The 19,533-nt window shown below is 48.4% G+C and carries 12 protein-coding genes; 6 read left to right on the forward strand and 6 right to left on the reverse strand.

Annotation, left to right across the window (positions count from 1 at the left end; genetic code table 11):
* The first annotated feature begins 142 nt into the window (after positions 1-142).
* Positions 143-2,065 carry a sensor histidine kinase gene (locus IC229_RS13970; protein WP_190887609.1) on the forward strand — a complete coding sequence of 641 codons (1,923 nt, stop codon included), beginning with the start codon at positions 143-145 and terminating at the stop codon, positions 2,063-2,065.
* A complete protein-coding gene (locus IC229_RS13975; RefSeq protein ID WP_190887610.1) occupies positions 2,028-2,663 on the forward strand; it encodes a response regulator in 636 nt (211 codons plus the stop codon). The genes IC229_RS13970 and IC229_RS13975 overlap by 38 nt, the downstream gene beginning before the upstream one ends.
* A gap of 51 nt (positions 2,664-2,714) precedes the next feature.
* On the opposite strand, the gene IC229_RS13980 is transcribed toward IC229_RS13975, so the two are convergent.
* The 6 genes from IC229_RS13980 to IC229_RS14005 all read right to left on the reverse strand — a co-directional run bounded on the left by IC229_RS13980 (position 2,715) and on the right by IC229_RS14005 (position 14,050).
* Positions 2,715-4,778 (reverse strand): ATP-binding protein, encoded by a 2,064-nt coding sequence (locus IC229_RS13980; protein ID WP_190887611.1) that lies wholly within the window; start codon positions 4,776-4,778, stop codon positions 2,715-2,717.
* Between the two features lie 10 nt (positions 4,779-4,788).
* Complete coding sequence (locus IC229_RS13985; RefSeq protein WP_190887612.1) at positions 4,789-6,933, reverse strand: sensor histidine kinase; 2,145 nt, start codon at positions 6,931-6,933, stop codon at positions 4,789-4,791.
* Positions 6,934-6,967: 34 nt separating this feature from the next.
* Positions 6,968-8,941 carry a response regulator gene (locus IC229_RS13990; RefSeq protein WP_190887613.1) on the reverse strand — a complete coding sequence of 658 codons (1,974 nt, stop codon included), beginning with the start codon at positions 8,939-8,941 and terminating at the stop codon, positions 6,968-6,970.
* 20 nt (positions 8,942-8,961) lie between these two features.
* The gene (locus IC229_RS13995; protein ID WP_190887614.1) at positions 8,962-9,336 is read right to left on the reverse strand and encodes a response regulator; all 375 of its coding nucleotides are present in this window, start codon (positions 9,334-9,336) and stop codon (positions 8,962-8,964) included.
* Positions 9,337-9,676: 340 nt separating this feature from the next.
* Entirely contained in the window at positions 9,677-11,956 is a 2,280-nt protein-coding gene (locus tag IC229_RS14000) for an NADP-dependent malic enzyme (protein ID WP_190887615.1), read from the reverse strand.
* Between the two features lie 435 nt (positions 11,957-12,391).
* Entirely contained in the window at positions 12,392-14,050 is a 1,659-nt protein-coding gene (locus IC229_RS14005) for an ELWxxDGT repeat protein (RefSeq protein ID WP_190887616.1), read from the reverse strand.
* Positions 14,051-14,240: 190 nt separating this feature from the next.
* On the opposite strand from IC229_RS14005, the gene IC229_RS14010 reads away from it, so the two are divergent.
* The 4 genes from IC229_RS14010 to IC229_RS14025 all read left to right on the forward strand — a co-directional run bounded on the left by IC229_RS14010 (position 14,241) and on the right by IC229_RS14025 (position 19,440).
* Positions 14,241-14,756 (forward strand): cupin, encoded by a 516-nt coding sequence (locus IC229_RS14010; RefSeq protein WP_190887617.1) that lies wholly within the window; start codon positions 14,241-14,243, stop codon positions 14,754-14,756.
* A gap of 53 nt (positions 14,757-14,809) precedes the next feature.
* A complete protein-coding gene (locus IC229_RS14015) occupies positions 14,810-15,847 on the forward strand; it encodes an aldo/keto reductase (protein WP_190887618.1) in 1,038 nt (345 codons plus the stop codon).
* Between the two features lie 83 nt (positions 15,848-15,930).
* Positions 15,931-16,287: a VOC family protein gene (locus IC229_RS14020; RefSeq protein WP_190887619.1), complete on the forward strand. Its 357-nt coding sequence runs from the start codon at positions 15,931-15,933 to the stop codon at positions 16,285-16,287.
* 33 nt (positions 16,288-16,320) lie between these two features.
* On the forward strand, positions 16,321-19,440 hold the full coding sequence (locus IC229_RS14025; protein WP_190887620.1) for a PAS domain-containing sensor histidine kinase: 3,120 nt from the start codon (positions 16,321-16,323) through the stop codon (positions 19,438-19,440).
* Positions 19,441-19,533: the final 93 nt, after the last annotated feature.

The following is a 19,533-nucleotide window of genomic DNA, read 5'->3' on the forward strand; positions in this document are numbered from 1 at the left end:
TTTGCCAGTTAGACAATCTTGTTTGTCGACCGCGGATCGATAGGCAAAGGTGGCCGGAAAACTCAGCTGGGGGCAATACCACAAAAGGGGTATTTTTAACTATGACGCCAGGAAATATCTTTGGCTACGTAAATCTATCTCCATGACAAAGTGCCTGATTTTCGGTTGTTTGTGGTTTTCTGCGCTTGTGGGTCGGTCGCAGGCGGTTGAGCCTATACGAATTGGTAACGAGTCAGACTGGTCGCTATGTAATCACCTTGAGCTAGTCAAAACGGCTTTGTGGCTTACACCAGCACAAGCCTTTGCGGTCGCCCAGAAAACGCCCACCACCCGTCTTACCGAACGCCATCTTAATCTTGGTATTGAGCCCAACTACGTATGGCTTTATTTCAGGCTACAGAACAGCGAAGCCACCAAAACAGTCTTTTTCTTATTAGATCGTATTGATATACACCGTGTTCAGTGCTTCCGCCGACGTAACGGGCAGATCGATACATTAGCGCTTACGGGCGACGCGTTACCGTTTCAGAGCCGTCCCGTTAAGATCAATTATTTTGCCATACCGATCCCGTTGAAATCGGGCGAGCAATCCGAAATCATGATTCTCCTGGATAAGCGGAATGAGTTTATTTCAGGGAACGTAGCACTATACTCATCCGAAAAATTTTTACAGACCCTTCGGCTTGATTCGGCACTAGTGGCTTTTTTTCTCGGAATGGCCGGGTTTATCTTCCTGTTCAACTTCCTCTTGTGGTTTTCCCTTAAGGATTCGGTGCATCTTTTCTTTATGGCGCACCTAACCTGTAATACACTTTATGTGCTCAGTAGTCTTGGTTACGGATTTGAGTTTATATGGCCTGAATTGCTTTTCAGTAATTCGCTTATAATGGTCATGTTATCAGCGCTTTGGGCCAGCACCAACCTGTTTCTGATGAAGCGGTTTTTGGGACTTAATCCGTCAACGAGCCGATACTCAACGGCAACGACCTGGTTAGCGTGGTATATCTTGATTATTTCGTTTGGAGGGTGTACCATTTCTCTGTTTCAGCAACAGGATCTGCCGGTTTGTGTCCTTCAACTTGGCGAATTTTTGCTCATTACCTGGATAATCGCCAACGTAGTGCTGCTGGTGGCTGTTTTCACAGAACAAATTCGTAAGCGAAACGAAGCCGCTTATATATACGTAACAGCCCTCAGTTTCACGATTCTCGGTACGTTCATCTATGCACTAACCCTTTTGAACGTAGTGAATGCGGGGCATTTTACCACGAACTGGCTGTTACCAGGATTTTTGTTAGAGCAGATTACGCTCGCTTTTGGGTTAACGATACGTTACAATCGCTTCCAACGACAGAATCTGAACCTCCAGCTGACACTCGCTCAGGAACGTAATCAGACCACTACGCAGGTTATCAATGCGCAGGAAGTTGAGCGCCGACGTCTGGCTGCCGATCTGCATGACGATCTCGGCGGCACCCTGGCCACGCTCCGGCGCAGTTTGGGTGCGCTTCGCCAGCAGCTACATGATACGTTGGCCATTAATGCGCTCGACCAGCTTGAGCCACTGGTCCAAAAAAGTACGCATGATCTCCGGCGTATCGCCCATAATCTGATGCCGCCCGAATTTGACCGGCTGGGTCTGCGTCATGCGCTCGATCAGTTAGTACAGAGCCAGCCAATGCAACCGACTCAATTTTCATTTGTTGTAGCCGGACAGGAACGGCGGTTTTCGTTAGAGATTGAATTGAATCTGTATCGAATCGTTTCAGAACTGGTGCAGAACATTCATAAACATGCCGAGGCCCGACGAGCAGCCGTACAGTTGCTTTATTATGAAGATTACCTATCCGTTATGGTTGAAGACGATGGGCTGGGTAGCCGGGTAACAAAAAACAGCGAAACAGGGGCAGGTCTTGGACTGAAAAATAGTAGCTTACGGGCCGAATACATCGGAGCACAGCTACGTAGGGACGTAACAGAAGCCGGTACGTTGGTCGTGCTCGATGTGCCCTACGTAACAACGTCTTATGGAGCCTTCTCCCCCATCCCGCCTACTTCTGATTGACGACCATCGGCTATTCAACGACGGGCTGAAAAGTCTGCTCGACGCCCAAACCGACCTGACCGTCTGCGGGCAGGTTTTCACGGCCGCTGACGCCCTGGCTGCTGTTCATCGATTAGCTCCTCAGTTGGTGCTGTTAGACGTTAATTTGCAAGGGGTCAGTGGTATCGATCTTGGGTCTCAATTGATTCATAATTTCGCAGGTTTATATGTGATACTCCTGACTATGTACAACCAGCCTAAACTTCTGGACGAGGCACGGCGGGCGGGCCTGCATGGCTACCTGCTCAAAGATGCCACCACCGATTTACTATTGAAGGGCATACGTACTGTGTTGAACGGAGGTAAATTCTTTGCGCTGAACGAATCGGGACATTTTATCGACCGTTTTGGCGACGACTTTGCCCGTCGCCTGAGCCTGACTTTCCGGGAAGTCGAAATTATCCGGCTCATTTGTCAGGGATTAAGCAGTGAGCAGATTGCGGATCAATTGACTTTGAGTGTGGAAACCATCAAAACCCACCGGAAGAATATCCACTTTAAACTAGGCATCAGCAAAGTGGCCGATCTGATTCAATTTGCCATTAAACAAGGTTTATAACGACGTAGCAGTAGTCGCCACCACTACGTTATTTTTGGTAGATTAACCTCGTCAGGAATGAGCAGGCAACGTAACAACAAACGTAGTACCCTTGCCCTCCTGACTCTCCACCCACATCTCGCCACCATGCCCCTTAGTGATAATGTCATAACTCAGTGACAGCCCCAACCCCGTTCCCTGACCAGTTGGCTTGGTGGTGAAAAACGGTTGAAACACCTTTCCTTGAATACCCACCGGAATACCCATGCCGTTGTCCTTCACCCGCAACTCCACCTGTTTGCCTTGCTGATACGTACTCACCACAATAACGGGCTTATATTCCTGGGACGTAGCACTACGTTCGGTAAGTTCACGTTGGTGCAGCGCGTAGAAAGCGTTATTGAACAGATTCAGCAGTACCCGACCAATATCGCCCACCACCACGTCTACCAAAGGCAAATCGGCCGCAAAGTCGGTTTGCAACGTAGCGGTGAAGTCGTTGTGCTTCACCCGAAAGCCATGATAAGCCAGCTTCAAATATTCATCCGCCAGCGCATTCAGGTCAGTATGTTGTCGTACATCAGAGCTGGGTCTGGAATGTTCGAGCATGGCTCTAACGATGCTGGAGGCACGTTGGCCGTTCTGAGCAATGAGCTGCATATTCTGCCGCAGGTCAGCGGCCAGCTCCTGGGCGAGCGGTTTGTCCTCGTCGGCAACGCTTTGATGGAGTTCGTCGGCCAACTCGACAGAGACTTCAGCGAAGTTGTTAACGAAATTGAGGGGATTCTGGATTTCGTGGGCGATGCCAGCGGTAAGTTCACCTAGGGAGGCCAGTTTTTCTTTCTGGATGAGTTGATTCTGAGTGGTTTTGAGTTGGGTCAGCGTTCGATGGATTTGGTCGTTTTGCTGATTTAAGAGAACGTTGGCTTTTTGCTTTTGCCGATTACCCCGGTAAAGAATGAACGCAATGATCAAAATGGCAGCCAAGCCCGCCAGCATAGCATACATTCTAAGTTTATTTTGGCTCTGAATTCGCTCTTTTTCTAATTCTTCCAGTCGAAGTTGATCATCAAACGTAATATTTAGTACCTGCCTGAGTTTTTCATTTTCATTATTAGCTAAGCTATCTTTCAAAGGCGTTACTTTATCCAGATAATAGAAAGCACTATCAATACTTTTTTGTTTTTTATATGTTAAATAGAATGACATATAGGCAATTAATATCCCCGTTTGTAAATGCAGATCATTATATATAGACAAGCCTTGTCTTGTATAATAAATACTCGAATCAATCTGTCCAACATTCCTATACATAGTAGCAAAACCCAAATAGGTTTCTCCTATGTTTTGAAAGTTCCGCTGGTACTTACTGATACGTAACGCCTGCTGATAATAATTTTTCGATAAACTGTAATTACTTTTTTTATTATAAATCTCACCGATTGAAGATAAGATTCCTCCTTTATATTTAGTATAATCTGATACGTCAGCAAAATGCAGCGCCTTTTTTTCAAAAAGAAGTGCAGAATCTAACTTATTTTTTCTAAAATAGACTCGGCCTATATTCATAGCACTTACTGATAAGGCGAGATTATCCTGTACACTACTTGCATAGCTATATATTTGATTAAGAAGCAGTAACTGTTTATCAAGATTACCAATAGCACCGTTTAAAATAGCTAAATTATTCAATAACCCTGATAGAAATCGTAAACGAGTCTTTTTAGGGCTTTCATTTTTTAACAAACCCCATATATTTTTTTCAGTATCAACATTTTCCAATATTAACTGTGCTTTCAAAAAATATTTTATTGCAGTTGGATAGTTTTCCTTTTTATAGTAAACATACCCAATATGACTCAGAGCCAAGCCTTCCCAAAAAAGTTGCTTCATTTTTTTTGCTAATTGTAGTTGTAGTTGACCATAATATATAGCACTATCTCTATTAATCTCTGCATGATAAAAGCCAAGCCTTCTGTAGGCATCCATACGTAACGTATCATTGTTCGCCTGATGTCGTCGTACATTCAAGCTATCGAATGACATTTTTTGCATTTCGACATAATCAAAATTTTTCTGCGCTATTGATAATTTAGGCAAAATCAGAAGCAGATTAAGGACAAAAAAGAGTCGCATTTGGTATAAATCAGTTAATTGGTATTAGCATAATAAACGTAGTGCCCTGCCCTTCCTGACTCTCCACCCACATCTCTCCTCCATGTCCTTTGGTGATGATGTCATAACTCAGCGACAACCCCAAACCCGTTCCCTGTCCCGTCGGTTTGGTGGTGAAAAAAGGCTGAAATACCTTCCCCTGAATCGCAACCGGGATACCTAGCCCGTTGTCCATAACTCGCAACTCCACCTGTTTGCCTTGTTTACGCGTACTTACTTCAATAGCAGGAGCATACTCCCCCGACGATGACGCAGCACTAGGTTCCCCAATCACACGCTGATGGAGGGCATAGAAAGCGTTGTTGAACAGGTTCAACAGCACCCGGCCCATGTCGCCCACCACTACGTCTATCATTGGTAAATCCATTGCCATATCCGTTTTCAACGTAGCAGTAAAGCCGTCATGCTTGGCCCGAAAACCATGATAGGCCAGCTTCAGATATTCCTCCACCAACGTAGCAAGATCGGTCAGATGGCGTTCACCGGTTGAGCTGCTGGAGTGTTCGAGCATGGCCCGCACGATGCTGGAAGCCCGCTGACCATTCTGAGCAATGAGTTGCATGTTCTGGCGCAGATCACCGGCCAACTCCTGACTAAGGGGCTTGTCCTCGTCTTCGACGCTCTGGTGGAGTTCATCGGCCAGTTCGACGGAGACTTCAGCGAAGTTGTTGACGAAGTTGAGGGGATTCTGAATCTCGTGGGCGATGCCAGCGGTAAGTTCGCCCAGGCTGGCCAGCTTTTCTTTCTGGATGAGTTGATTCTGAGTGGTTTTGAGATTGGTCAGCGATTGGTTTAGTTGAGCGGTACGTTCATTGACCTGCTGTTCGAGAGTTTCATTTTGACTAGCCAGAATCTGCTGCTTTTCGGTGGATAGCTGTTGAACCTCAACGAGTTTTTGGGCCAGGCTGCGACTGTTGAATGAAGCTTCCAGAGCCAGATAGATGGAAATGGAAACGGGTAGGCTTAAATAACCAATATTAAAGGCTAGGTGGCCATACATCCAGGCTGGACCAGCCGGCAAAATTTTAAATAAAATGGATGCCCAAAGCGAATAGAATACAATAAAAAGTATGCATCCCCAAACGATAATTGTAGCGCCCCGTTGCTTACGTCGAGCACTCAGAAACGTTACACGAGCACATTCTGTCATGGTTAAAAAGCCAAGCAGATTAATCCCCCAATTGTAGCTGTTGTGATACTGGATAAATAGGAGTATTATACTTATGAACCAATAAATTAGTAGAGTCCAATAGATAATCCCTTTGCGCTGATTAAATATGGTGTAAACTGCTGTCAGAAAAAAGATACCAGCTATCACGTAAAGAAGACTTCCGGCAATAAGAAATCCCATTTTGGAGCTTGCACTTTGGGCATAATAGTAAACAAGGGCCAACAAAATCGAATTGCCAGCGAAACTAACGGTTGATAGAAAAAAATATAGATTTGACTTACTTGACTTGTCGAAATAAAATAAGGCTAAGTGAGTAATAGCGAGCAGTAAGAAAAAGCCAAATTTAAAATAGTCGAGCGGGGCACGGACGTCATTTCGCCGAAAGAAATTGATGTTTGTGGAATCGGTTATTAGAAGCGACAGTGCTTTATTCTTTTGTCCGACAAATTCGATGTAGGGTATATTCTTTTGAATAGCAAACCGTACGGCTAGTACCTGCTCTCCCGCGTTACGAATAGGTGTACCTAAAAAAGTACCAATAGGCGTAGATGCTGCCCTTACCTCTCCGTTTTCATCGCTTATTTCACCAAAACGCCCAAGCAGGCGTCCATTCAAATAAATTTCGGAAGCACCGTTCTGCTCTACCAGCATAGCCAGCGATTTAGTAGTCGTTACACTATCTACTCTAAATCGAATTCGTAACCAGCCTACGTTGGTTTTCCAGAACTGAGGTATGTCCATGAGGTCCTGAGTTGGGTCAATAGATTCCCAGGCTGAATCATTAAAATCTGGTCTCGCCCAATTGGGATTGTCGCCCGATTGCCATTTCCACCCTTTATCGAGCGATAAGCCCGGTGGGGGAATAAAATTAGGAGACGCTTGCCCCCAGCATTCCGAAATCGTTAGGCTAAAGAGCAGCAGGAACAGGTATAGCCGATTTATCATAGTATCAGGAAAACGTAGTGAAAGACATAACTGATTATAAGCCAATAAATTCCGATGGCGTTTGTCGAAATACTTCTTTAAATGCAGTCGAAAAATTGGCCGGATGTTCAAAACCAACCATATAGGCCGTTTCAGAAACCGGGTGTCCGGCACGTAGCAACTCGGTGGCCCGCTGAAGTCGGTACAGCCGAATGAATCGCGCTGGACTTACGCCTGCCAACGTAGTAAGTTTGCGAGTCAGTGTACGAAGACTCATGGCTACGGCTTCGGCCAGCAACTCAGCCCGGAACGTCGAATCATCCAGATGATTCTCCACAATGCCATTCAGTTTGGCCAGAAATACATCCTGCGCCGTTGGGGTATGCGTTTCGTCCGCCGGAGAGGACGTAGCAAGGGTATCGCCAAATTGCTTTTGGTAATAGCCACGTAATTTTTGCTGGCGAGTAATAAGGTTACGAAGTCGAAGTCGAAGTTCCTGTAAGTCAAATGGTTTGGTCAGATAATCGTCGGCCCCTTTCTCCAGTCCCTCCCGACGGCTCTCAACGGCGGTCCGGGCCGTCAGAAGAATGATAGCAATGTGGTCAGTACCTGGATCCTGCTTCAGGAAATCGGTCAATTGATAGCCATCCATTTCGGGCATCATTACGTCCGAAACGACAATATCAGGCAACTCCTGTCTCGCTATTTCCAATCCACTACGTCCATTGGTGGCAGTAAGAATATGATATTGGTCGGCCAACGATTCCTTCATGAACGTAAGCAGCTCCGTATTGTCTTCGACCAGCAAAATCACCGGCTGGCCGGAATCCGCAAATGGCAACTGCGCGGTTCCAGCAGGCGCAAAAACCACGTCAAAGGGAGTAGGCTCAAGCGGAATGTGCGTAGACGTAGTAGGTGCTACGTTATCGGACACAGACCGAATTGGAATTTTGGCCGTAAACGTAGTACCAACGCCCAGCACGCTGACCACCGTCAACTGCCCACCAAGTCGACGGGCTAATTCATAAGCCAGCGCTAGCCCAATGCCCGATCCTTCATACGCCCGTGTCAGGGACGTATCGGCCTGATAAAACCGGTCAAAAATATGAGGCAGGTGTTCATCGGCAATCCCGATACCTGTGTCAGTGACGGTCAATGTCAATTCAGATGGGCCAATCTGGCTATTCACCTTGATCTGGCCCCCTTCTGGCGTAAATTTTACGGCATTCGACAGCAGGTTTGTCAGAATTTTTTGCCATTTGTCGGTATCGAACAGACTTTCATGCTCCAGTACGTTCGCCAAAAAGGTCAACATCAGCCCTTTCTGTTCGACAAAATGCTGAAAGGAATCGACCACCTGCGCCAGAAAAGCCACTACGTCGCCCCGCGATTCCACAATCGGCAGGCTGTCGGATTCGAGTCGGGCTAGGTCGAGAAGTTGGTTGATCAAGTGCAGAAGCTGATGGGCATTCCGGCGAACGGTAAGCAGATTGCGTCGGATCGTTCCCTGATACTGACTCTCCTGAAGCATAGCCTCCACCGGGGAGATGATCAGCGACAGGGGCGTTCGAAATTCATGCGTGATGTTGTCGAAAAAGCGGGCTTTGAGATCGGCCACGGCTTTGGCACGTATCGATTCCCGTAGCTGACTGACATGACGTACCGTTTTTTCAATCGTCAATTCCAAGTCCTTGAAATTGATGGGTTTCATCACGAAATCAAATGCACCCCGGTTCATAGCAGCCCGCACATTGTCCATATCGCCATACGCCGACACCATGACCGCCTGTGTAACCGGCACCAGATCGTGCAGCTGCGCCAGCACAGCCAGACCGCTCATATCGGGCATGTTGATATCGAGCAGCAATACGTCGATATCCGGCTCCTGATGAATAACCGTCAGGGCTTCCTGTCCGCTGGTGGCAAACAGAAACGCATACTCGCCCGCCTGAATACGATGCCGGAAGCGTTGTTTCATCAGCAGTTGAATACTTACTTCGTCATCGACCACCAAAATCTTTGTCGTCATGGCGTGTGGATAAGGTTGGGTCAGCTGCCGGTGAATTCGGCTAACTTTTGTTTGAGGAAGGTAAAATCAATGGGTTTGGTCAGAAAATCATCAGCCCCATACCGTTGCGCCTGTTCCCGGTTATTGCTATCCCCATAAGCGGTGAGCATCACAACGGTAGGCGGCCGCTGGGGATGTGTACCCCGAATGCGACGTAGCAGTTCCAGACCACTCATACCCGGCATATTGATGTCGGACAGGATCAGAATAACGCCCGAATCTTCCAGCTTGACCAGAGCCTCTTCACCCGACTGAGCAAACGTCAGGCTGATTTCTCCCCGACTGATTTCGTGCCGGAATCGCTGCATAAACAGGGGCTGAATCTGTGTTTCGTCATCGACTACTAATATTTTCATCACTATTGTTTACTTGATAGAGGGTGGACAAATAATAGATAGAAATCTACTGGTAATTAGCCGGTTGCAATATGGGATTATATCCGTGAAGTGGCTTATTCGTTTCGGCCAAAATCCTTTTCGAGTTGGTCATTTGGTAAAAGAAAAACCTCCCGAAAACTTACGCTGTCGGGAGGTTTAATGAAGAGACCGTTTAGACTTTCGGACGCAACCTCAAAATGCGTGATTTTGTCATGCTGAGGAACGAAGCATCTTAAGGGTTCCTGCCAAAAGAGTGAGGATATTTTAAGATGCTTCGTTCCTCAGCATGACAAAAACAGCGTCGCAAGTTTGCACTTCACTACGTAGTGGCCTGCGCTTCTACAACAGCAATGGCTACCATGTTTACAATCTCCCGTTCCGACGAACCCAATTGTAGTACGTAGACGGGCTTCCGCATTCCAAGCAGAATTGGCCCTATTACGTCGAAACCGGCGGCTCGTGGGCCGGCAGCTTCGCGCATGAGGTTGTAGGCAATGTTAGCTGCCGATAAGTTCGGGAAAATCAACGTATTGGCCCCTTCATCAACCAGTTTGCTGAGCGGATAATTCTGACGTAGCAGATCGACGTTAAACGCCAGGTGCGCCTGCATTGACCCATCCACAATCATGTCGGGGTGTTTGGCCTGTAGCATTTCGGCCGCCAGCAGCATCTTGTCGGCATCTTCACCACTGGCACTACCAAAATTGGAGTATGTTACCAGGGCGATACGTGGCTTGATATTAAAACGCTCGACGGCGCGGGCGGTCAGTTCAGTAATCTCGACAATCTCCTCGGCCGTCGGGTTCATGTTGACCGTCGTATCGGAGAAAAACAGCGGTCCGCGATTGGTCAGCAGAATATACATCCCGGCTACCTTCCGCACACCCGGCTCTTTGCCAATCACTTGCAGCGCGGGGCGAATGGTATCGGGGTAGTTGTGCGTCAATCCCGAAATCAGTGCGTCGGCCTGACCTGTTTCGACCATCATCGCCCCAAAGTGGGTGCGCGACAACATCCGTTTGCGGGCGTCGGCTGCGGTAAGTCCTTTCCGATGTCGTTTTTTGTAGAGCAATTCACCGAACTGCTCAATCAATTCCTGTTCTTTCCGGGGTGTAATGATGGGAACATCATGTAAATCCAGGTTATTGTGAGCAATCATTTCCTGGATAACCGAACTTTCGCCCAACAGAATAGGATGCGCAATGCCACCATCTCTTACTTGCTGAGCCGCTTTCAGCACTTTCAGGTTTTCAGCATCGGCAAAAACAACCCGCTTTGGATTGGTGCGTGCCTTGTTGTTAATGACCCGCGATATACGTGTATCCTGCCCCAACCGCCGGGCGAGCTGGCTTTCGTAGGCTTCCCAGTCGGTGATGGGTTGTTTCGCCACGCCCGATTCCATAGCGGCTTTCGCCACCGCTGGAGCTACCGTTTCAAGCAGTCGGGGATCAACGGGTTTCGGAATGATGTAGCCTTTGCCGTAGAGCAAATTGTCGGTTCCGTAGGCCATATTCACCAGATCAGGAACGGGCTTTTTCGCCATGTCGGCCAACGCGTGAACGGCCGCCAATTTCATGGCTTCGTTGATTTCGGTGGCCCGCACGTCCAAAGCTCCCCGGAAAATGTACGGAAAACCCAGTACGTTGTTGACCTGATTTGGATAGTCGGAACGGCCTGTCGCCATGATTACGTCGGGCCGGGCAGACGTAGCATCTTCGTAACTGATTTCGGGCGTCGGATTGGCCATCGCGAACACAATCGGATTTTCGGCCATCGAACGTACCATATCCTGACTTACCGTATTTCCTTTCGATAACCCAATAAATACGTCGGCGCCAACAAAGGCTTCTTCCAACGTATTGAGGTCGCGTTTGGTAGCGAACAGGCTTTTTCGTTCATCAAGGTCGGTACGGTCGGCACGTATCACGCCTTTGCTGTCGCACATCACTACGTTGTCGACGTTCGCGCCGAGTGATACGTAGAGCTTGGTGCACGAAATCGCCGACGCGCCCGCCCCGTTGACCAGAATTTTGGCGTCTTCAATTTTTTTACCCACAATGTCGAGCGCATTAAGCAGCGCAGCCGCCGAAATAATGGCCGTGCCGTGCTGGTCGTCGTGCATGATCGGAATGTTCAGCTCCTTTTTCAGACGCTCTTCAATGGCGAAACATTCAGGTGCTTTGATATCCTCCAGATTGACCCCGCCAAAAGTTGGCTCCAGAATCTTCACCATACGCACAAATTCATCGACGTCTTTGGTATCGAGTTCAATATCAAACACATCGATGTCGGCGTAAATCTTGAAAAGCAACCCTTTCCCCTCCATCACGGGTTTGCTGGCTTCGGGCCCAATATCGCCTAATCCCAGTACGGCAGTACCATTGCTGATAACCGCCACCAGATTGCCTTTGGCCGTGTATTTATACACATCTTCGCGATTTTCGGCGATGGCTAAACAAGGTTCTGCCACGCCCGGCGAGTAAGCCAGCGACAAATCAGTCTGGGTACTATATTCTTTTGTGGGAATGACTTCCAGTTTACCGGGACGCCCTTTGGCATGATACGCAAGCGCGTCTTCACGGCGGATTTTTTGTTGCATGAAACAGGAAAAGGTTGTGGGTTATTGCACTTATAATCAATCAAGTACTTCCCACACCTGAGCCATTAAATGAATCATCTGAACGGATAAGAGAATCATTCCAGTATGAATCAGCGTACGGCGGGTGGGTCTCAAAAGTACAATAAATAATACCCGCAGCCCTATTTTTTTCAGAAAACAAAGTGTCTACTTGTTCGATGGAGTAGACAAAAGACGTTGTTACGTTATTCAGAATCCGGATAAAATGTAGGCCAAACGTAGCAGTTATCTGACAGTAATCGAATCGTTTTTGTCATGCTGAGGCACGAAGCATCTTAAAATATCTTCACTCTTAGGTTAGGAAACATTAAGATGCTTCCGCTCCGGCGGCCCGGCTTCGTCAGCATGACAAAAACGCTCATTTACGAGCTTATGCCTGAAAATTTAACCCTTTCGTCAGTCCGTTTTCAGGATTCGTACCGATTGCGTCTGTTCATTAGCCGTGGCACGTAGTACCAGCGACCCAGGCGGCAAATGGCTCAGGTCGAACGTAACACGTTCGGCAGTAGCGGGGTTGTTAATCTGGCGCAGATCGAGTAATTGGCCCTGCGTCGTTACGAGTTGTAGAGTAAGCGGTTTTCCGGCAGTTCCACTGACAGAAACCGTAGCTGACTCACGAACTGGATTTTTCAATACCGATACCAGCAATTTCGGTTCAGATTCGTCAGTGACGGATTCGCGTAGGTAAGGGCAATACGTACAGGGAGCATATTTATAAAGTTCCATTCCCGAACTGCCATCCCACGCCCAGAAAAACACGCTGCTGCCCATCCCAATAAATCCTGCTGCACCAGACGTAGCGTTTGGGTTGATTTCTTTCAGCATGGTCGTACCTGCCGACGTACCATCCGACTTCCAGGGCTCGCGACAGTAAAAAAATAACCGATTGCCGATTGCCGTAAAGGCGTTCATGGCTACACTGGCACTACCCGGCGTTACGTCTTTCACCAACGTAGTACCCGCCGACGTACCGTCCGACATCCAGAGTTCAGTACCATAAGCAGCGGTTGTAGCCGCAAAAAATACCTTGTTGTTCACCGCCGTCATGTATATAGGAAACGAAGTCCCCGTTGGATGAATGTTCTTGATCAGCACCGTACCAGCGTCCGTACCGTCCGTCTTCCAGAGTTCGACATCTCCGCCTACATGAGCCCGGAAATACAGCTGTCCGTTCATTACCGCGTAACCGGCTGGCTGGGCGCTACCACTCCCAGGCACCAGATCTTTCACCATCACCGTCCCGGCCGACGTACCATCCGACTTCCAGAGTTCGGTGCCATTCACACCATTGTTTGCGCCAAAGTAGAGCAGCCCGTTCATGACGGTCAATTCAAAAATACTGCTTTCGCCGTTGGATGGATTCAGGTCTTTCACCAGTTGCGTTCCCGCCGACGTACCATCTGATTTCCATAGCTCTATACCAGTAACGCCATCGTCAGCCACGAAATACGCAGTACTGCCGATTACCTGCATCTTACGGTTATACACGGGTAGGGAATTGCCGGTAGGATTAATGTCTTTCAGCATAACTGTTCCTGCCGACGTACCATCCGATTTCCAGAACTCCTGTCCGTTGACACCATTATCGGCGGCAAAAAACAACGTACCATTTACGTTGGTCATCCGCGTTGGGTTCGAACTTCCCGACGGGTTAATATCTTTGACCAATACGGTTCCGGCGGCCGTTCCGTCTGTTTTATACAGCTCCCGGCCCGCTGGTCCCGTGGCCGCGAAAAACACCGTTCCGTTGACAGTGGTTAACCAATCGGGGGTAGATGAACCAGACGTATTGATGTTTTTGAGCAGAATAGTATTAGCTGCTGTGCCATCCGATTTCCAGAGTTCGGCACCGTTTGCGCTCGTTTCGGCGGCAAAAACCAGTGTTCCGCCAATAACGGCCGCCGTAGCGCCATCGCCCGATACGTAGGAACTCTCAGAACCGGCGTAAATGTCTTTTACGCGTGATACGTAGTACGGAACAGGTAAAAACTGAGCCGTGGCCGGTAACGTAGCGCCCATCAGCAACCATACGAGAGTAGTTTTCCACGTTTTCATAATTAGCTAGAGTAATACGTAACCGATGCATAAATTAAGTGGTTAAACGTAGTGATTATCAGCTATTTTAGAAAGAACTTTTGAGTTTACGGTTACGTAACAACGTATTAATTATCACCTGGTTATGCCACTACGTCGAATTGTTTTTTTAGGGCTTGCAAGTCTCTCATTTGCTTTATTTCTTACCGCGATGTTATCAGAACAGAAACCGCCCGAAACCTTATCTTTCGCCGACAACGGCCGAATCCCGAACAGCAAATACCCGCTCCTGCTCTACCGAAAAGCGTTTTCAGAAACGGGCGGAGCCGGTGCTACGTGGCTGGAAGAACGATTTGCCGCCAACAATTGGACGAATTCCTGGCGAAATGGCGTTTTTACGTATCATCATTACCACAGCATCACGCATGAAGTACTGGGCGTTTACAGCGGTTTTGCTACGTTGCAACTAGGCGGTGAACAAGGTAAAAAAGTGAACGTAGCGGCAGGAGACATCATCGTGATTCCGGCGGGGGTTGGTCATAAAAAACTGGAATCATCATCCGATTTTGGCGTAGTCGGCGCATACCCGGATGGCCGCGATTATGACCTGCTACGTGGCGAATCCGGCGAACGGCCACAAGCCGATAAGAACATAGCCAACGTACCAATTCCCAAAACCGACCCATTGCAAGGGAAGTCGGGCGGGTTAGTGACTTTGTGGCACTAATTCTGTTACCGATTCTACTTACTTTGCGGTAAAATAGACCTGAATTTTGAATTATGGAGTACAGACAATTGGGAGCATCGGGACTCAAGGTACCGGTGCTGAGTTTTGGAACCGCTACGTTTGGGGGCGGCACAAAATTTTTTAAGGCCTGGGGAACTACCCAAACCGATGAAGCTACGAGACTAGTCGATATTTGCCTCGATGCAGGCGTCAATCTGTTCGATACGGCAGATGTGTATTCAGATGGTCTGTCGGAAGAAATTCTGGGGAAAGCGCTGGTCGGCAAACGCGATAAAGCCCTCATTTCGACCAAGGCTACGTTTACGTTTGGCGAAGGCCCCAATAACCAGGGTTCATCGAGGTTTCATCTGCTACGTCAATGCGAAAGCAGCCTTAAACGGCTTCAAACCGATTATATCGACATTTACCACATGCACGGTTTCGACGGCGTAACACCCATCGAAGAAACGCTACGTACACTCGACGATCTGGTGCAAAGCGGCAAAGTGCGCTACGTTGCCTGTTCGAATTTTTCAGGTTGGCACCTCATGAAGTCGCTGGCAATTTCCGAGAAATACGGCTGGAATCGCTACGTAGCGCATCAGGTATATTATTCATTGGCGAACCGGGAATACGAATGGGAACTAATGCCGTTAGGTATCGACCAACGCGTTGGTGCGCTGGTCTGGAGCCCGTTGGCGGGTGGTCGACTGGGTGGTAAATACGGACGTAACAAACCGGCTCCAACTGAAGGCCGTGTCGTTGAAGGAGGTAGCCCTGTACCACAGGCGGTCGTGCCTGAAGAAACGTTTTTCAACATTACTGATACGTTGGAGGAATTGGCCAACGAGACCGGAAAATCGATAGCACAGGTCGCTATTAACTGGGTGCTGCAACGCCCTACCGTTTCGAGTATCGTGATAGGCGCACGTAACGAAGAGCAATTGACGCAAAATCTTGAAGCCGTTGGCTGGAATCTGACAACCGAACAGCTTCAGAAACTGGATGCTGCCAGCGACGTACCACCTATTTACCCGTACTGGCACCAGCGGCAGAATCTAACGCTGAATCCACCACCAACTTTTTATTGAAAGGATTTTTAGTGTGATCAGATGCTTAAATCTGACCACACTAAAACACAATACGTATCAACAGAAAACTGTAAACTCCCCCCATGATTGCGTTCAAACGGGTAGACCACTTTCTTATCTGCATTCCCATCGGTGCTACGTCTGATGCCCGTGCTTTTTATACCGACGTACTGGAACTGCCTGAAATTCCGGGTAATCACCCCGACGGAGCTATGTGGTTTCAGCTAGGCGACATTGAGTTACACATTCGCGAAGAAGCGGGCGGTAATTTTTCAAAGCGGCATCCCGCATTCGAAATCACTAACTTAACTGTGGCACGACAATCGTTAGAACAAAAAGGTATCGCTATTGAGTATTCGTCGGTTATCGACGGACGCGATCGGTTTTTCTTCCGGGATCCGTTCGGCAACCGGTTTGAGCTACTCGAATACGCGCACTAATTTATTAACCCATTTTAACGTAGTGAAAAACCCTTGAATACCGACTCTGTAATAACCAGCGACTTATTTGACCTGCTCGCCAAAGCAACCCGCGATGCCGTCTGGAACTGGGATCTAGAAACGAATACCGTCTGGTGGAATGAAGGTTTCTTTACTCTGTTTGGTCATAATCACAACCGTCCGACGAGTGGACCTGAGTCCTGGTATGAGCGCATTCATCCCGACGATCAACAGCGTGTTCTGAAGTCAATCCATGAGATCATCGACAGCGGTGGAGCCAACTGGAGTGACGAATACCGGTTCAGCCGGGTTGATGGAACCTACGCCACGGTTTTCGACCGGGGTTACGTGTTGCATCGCGACGGAAAGGCCGTGCGGATGGTTGGCGCCATGCAGGACATCTCCGAACGGGTTGCCTTGCAGAAAGCACGCGATGAGAGTGAAGCACGGCTGCGATTCGCCCTCCAATCAGCGCAATTAGGCACCTGGGATTTAGATCCAAAATCGGGCGTGGTAAGTTGGGATGCCCGATGTCAGGAACTGGTAGGTTTACGTCACGAAGATTCAATTTCGTATAACCAAAGTCTGGATTTCATTCATCCGGAAGATAAAGACCGGGTCAATAATGCTGTACAATGGGCACTAAATATCAAATCTGGCGGAAGTTACGATATGCGTTTCCGGACCATCGGCGTAAACGATGGACAACTGCGCTGGGTACGTTTTATTGGACAAACTCACTTCGATGAGCATGGCCAGGCGCACCGTTTTTCGGGAGTAGCGCAGGATATTACCACTGAAGTTGAAGCTCGCGAGAAAACCGATTTGTCGGAACAACAGGCAAGAATGGCCCTGGAAGGTTCAGGAGCAGGCTCGTTTTCAGTCGATTTGGATACCGACGACCTCGTATACTCGCCTACCCTGGCCCGCATCATGACAGGGGAAGCAAAAACGGGACTAACCCGAAACACCCTTGTCGACTACGTTCACCCCGACGATCGCGCCATACGCAATAAAGCTTATAAAGATGGGGCACGTAACGGTATCATCAGTTATGAAGTTCGGTTTATCTGGGGCGATGGCTCGCATCACTGGATTAAAGTACTTGGACAGTACATCTTCAATACGGCCGGAAAAGCCGTTTCATTTTCGGGCATTGCTCTCGACATTACCGATCAGAAAGAAAAAAATCGAGCCCTCCGGGAGATGGAAGAGCGCTTTTCCATTGCCTTTGCCAATACGTCGGTCGGGATGGCTTTTACGGATCGACAGGCCAATTTTTCGCTGGTCAATGAAGCTTACACGCTTTTGCTGGGTTATTCGGCCGAAGAACTTCGCTCGCTAAATAGCATTCAACTAACTCACCCCGACGATCGGGCGTACAACCATAAACTATTTAAGGAAGTTGCCCAGGGGAAACGTGCTTTCTTCAATCTGGTTAAACGGTACATCTGCAAAGACGGAACGTATCGTTGGGTGCAAATGAACGTAACGCGCCTGGACGATTCGCAGAATGAAGCCGAGGGCATGGTTATTATTTCGTACGATATTACGGAACGTATTGAAGCCGAAGCCAAACTGCGGGCTACTGAAGAACGGTTCCGTAACATGGTCATGCAGGCGCCAGTGGCCATAAGCGTTATGGACGGACGTAGCATGAACGTCGAAATGGCCAATACGGCCATGCTGGCGATATGGGGAAAAGATCCATCCATCATCGGACTGCCGCTTATTGAAGCACTACCCGAACTGAAGGGACAGGGTTTCATCGAATTAATGGAAAGTGTTTATGATTCAGGCATTTCTCATTATGGTACCGAAACCCTCGCCCGCTTACATCGAAACGGGCAATTGGAAGATGGATATTTCAATTTTGTTTACGCTCCTTTACGCGACGATGGCGAAATTACCGGCGTTATGGTCGTTGCCACCGAGGTAACTACCCAGGTTGCCGCCAAAACTGCTTTGCAGAAGAGCGAACAGCGATTCCGTGACCTGATTGCCGAAGCTCCCGTTGCTACCGCCATCTACCGGGGCCAGGACCTCATTATTGAAATGCCGAACGAGGCCATGCTCAAGTTATGGGGTAAGAATAAATCGATTATTGGAAAGCCCTTGCACAAAGCTATCCCTGAACTGAAAGGCCAACCGTTTCTCCAACTTCTCGATGAAGTATATACGACTGGAGTTGCCTACCACACGCAGGAGGCACGAGCCGATTTAGTGGTTGACGGTAAGCTGGGTACGTATTATTTCAATTTCACCTACAAGCCTTTGACAAATGCGGATGGCCAGGTGTACGCTATCCTGAATATGGCCGTCGACGTAACGGAACAGGTACTTATCCGAAAAGAAATTGAGGAACTGGCCACCAGTCTGGAACAACAGATACAGGCCCGAACGGAACAGTTGACGGCCTCGAACCACGACCTCCGTCGCTCGAACGAGAATCTGGAGAAGTTTGCCTACATCGCCAGCCACGATTTGCAGGAGCCGTTACGTAAGATTCAGTCGTTTGGCGATATTCTGAAGAGCCAGTACGTAGAGCAGTTGGGCGAAGGAATTTCGTATCTGGAACGGATGCAGATGGCTGCCAGCCGTATGTCGTTGTTAATTAAAGACTTACTGACATTTTCCCGGATTTCGGTACGTCAGGAAACAGCGGCTCCCGTCCCACTCAATCAGGTTGTTGCCGACGTCATAGACAATCTGGAAGTGGTCATCGCACAGTCGAATGCACGTATTGAGTTTGAGCAACTTCCGACTGTAACGGGCGATGAGTCGCAACTGCGGCAGTTATTTCAAAACCTGTTGAGCAATGCACTTAAATTTCAGAAACCTGGCCTGGTTCCGCATATCCAGATTAAAGTGAACCAGGTACCTACAACGGAGCTACCTGCCGCCATAAAGCCTGCGCGATACAGTGCAACGTATCACTGCATTCGAGTCACCGATAACGGGATTGGTTTTGACGAAAAATACGTCGACCGCATCTTTCAGGTGTTCCAGCGTCTGCACGGACGTACCGAATACGCGGGTACGGGAATAGGACTGGCTATTTGTGAGAAAGTCGTTTCCAACCACGGCGGAGCCATCACCGCATTCAGCAACCCCGGCGAAGGTGCTACGTTCGTCATCTATCTACCGGCATAAAAGTCAATAGTCGTCAGTCTTTAGGAATAGTCAGGTAAGTCAAGTCTGAAACTTACTACGTCTGATTATTCCTAAAAACTGATGACTATTGAC

Source organism: Spirosoma profusum, from assembly GCF_014699005.1.
GTDB lineage: Bacteria > Bacteroidota > Bacteroidia > Cytophagales > Spirosomataceae > Spirosoma > Spirosoma profusum.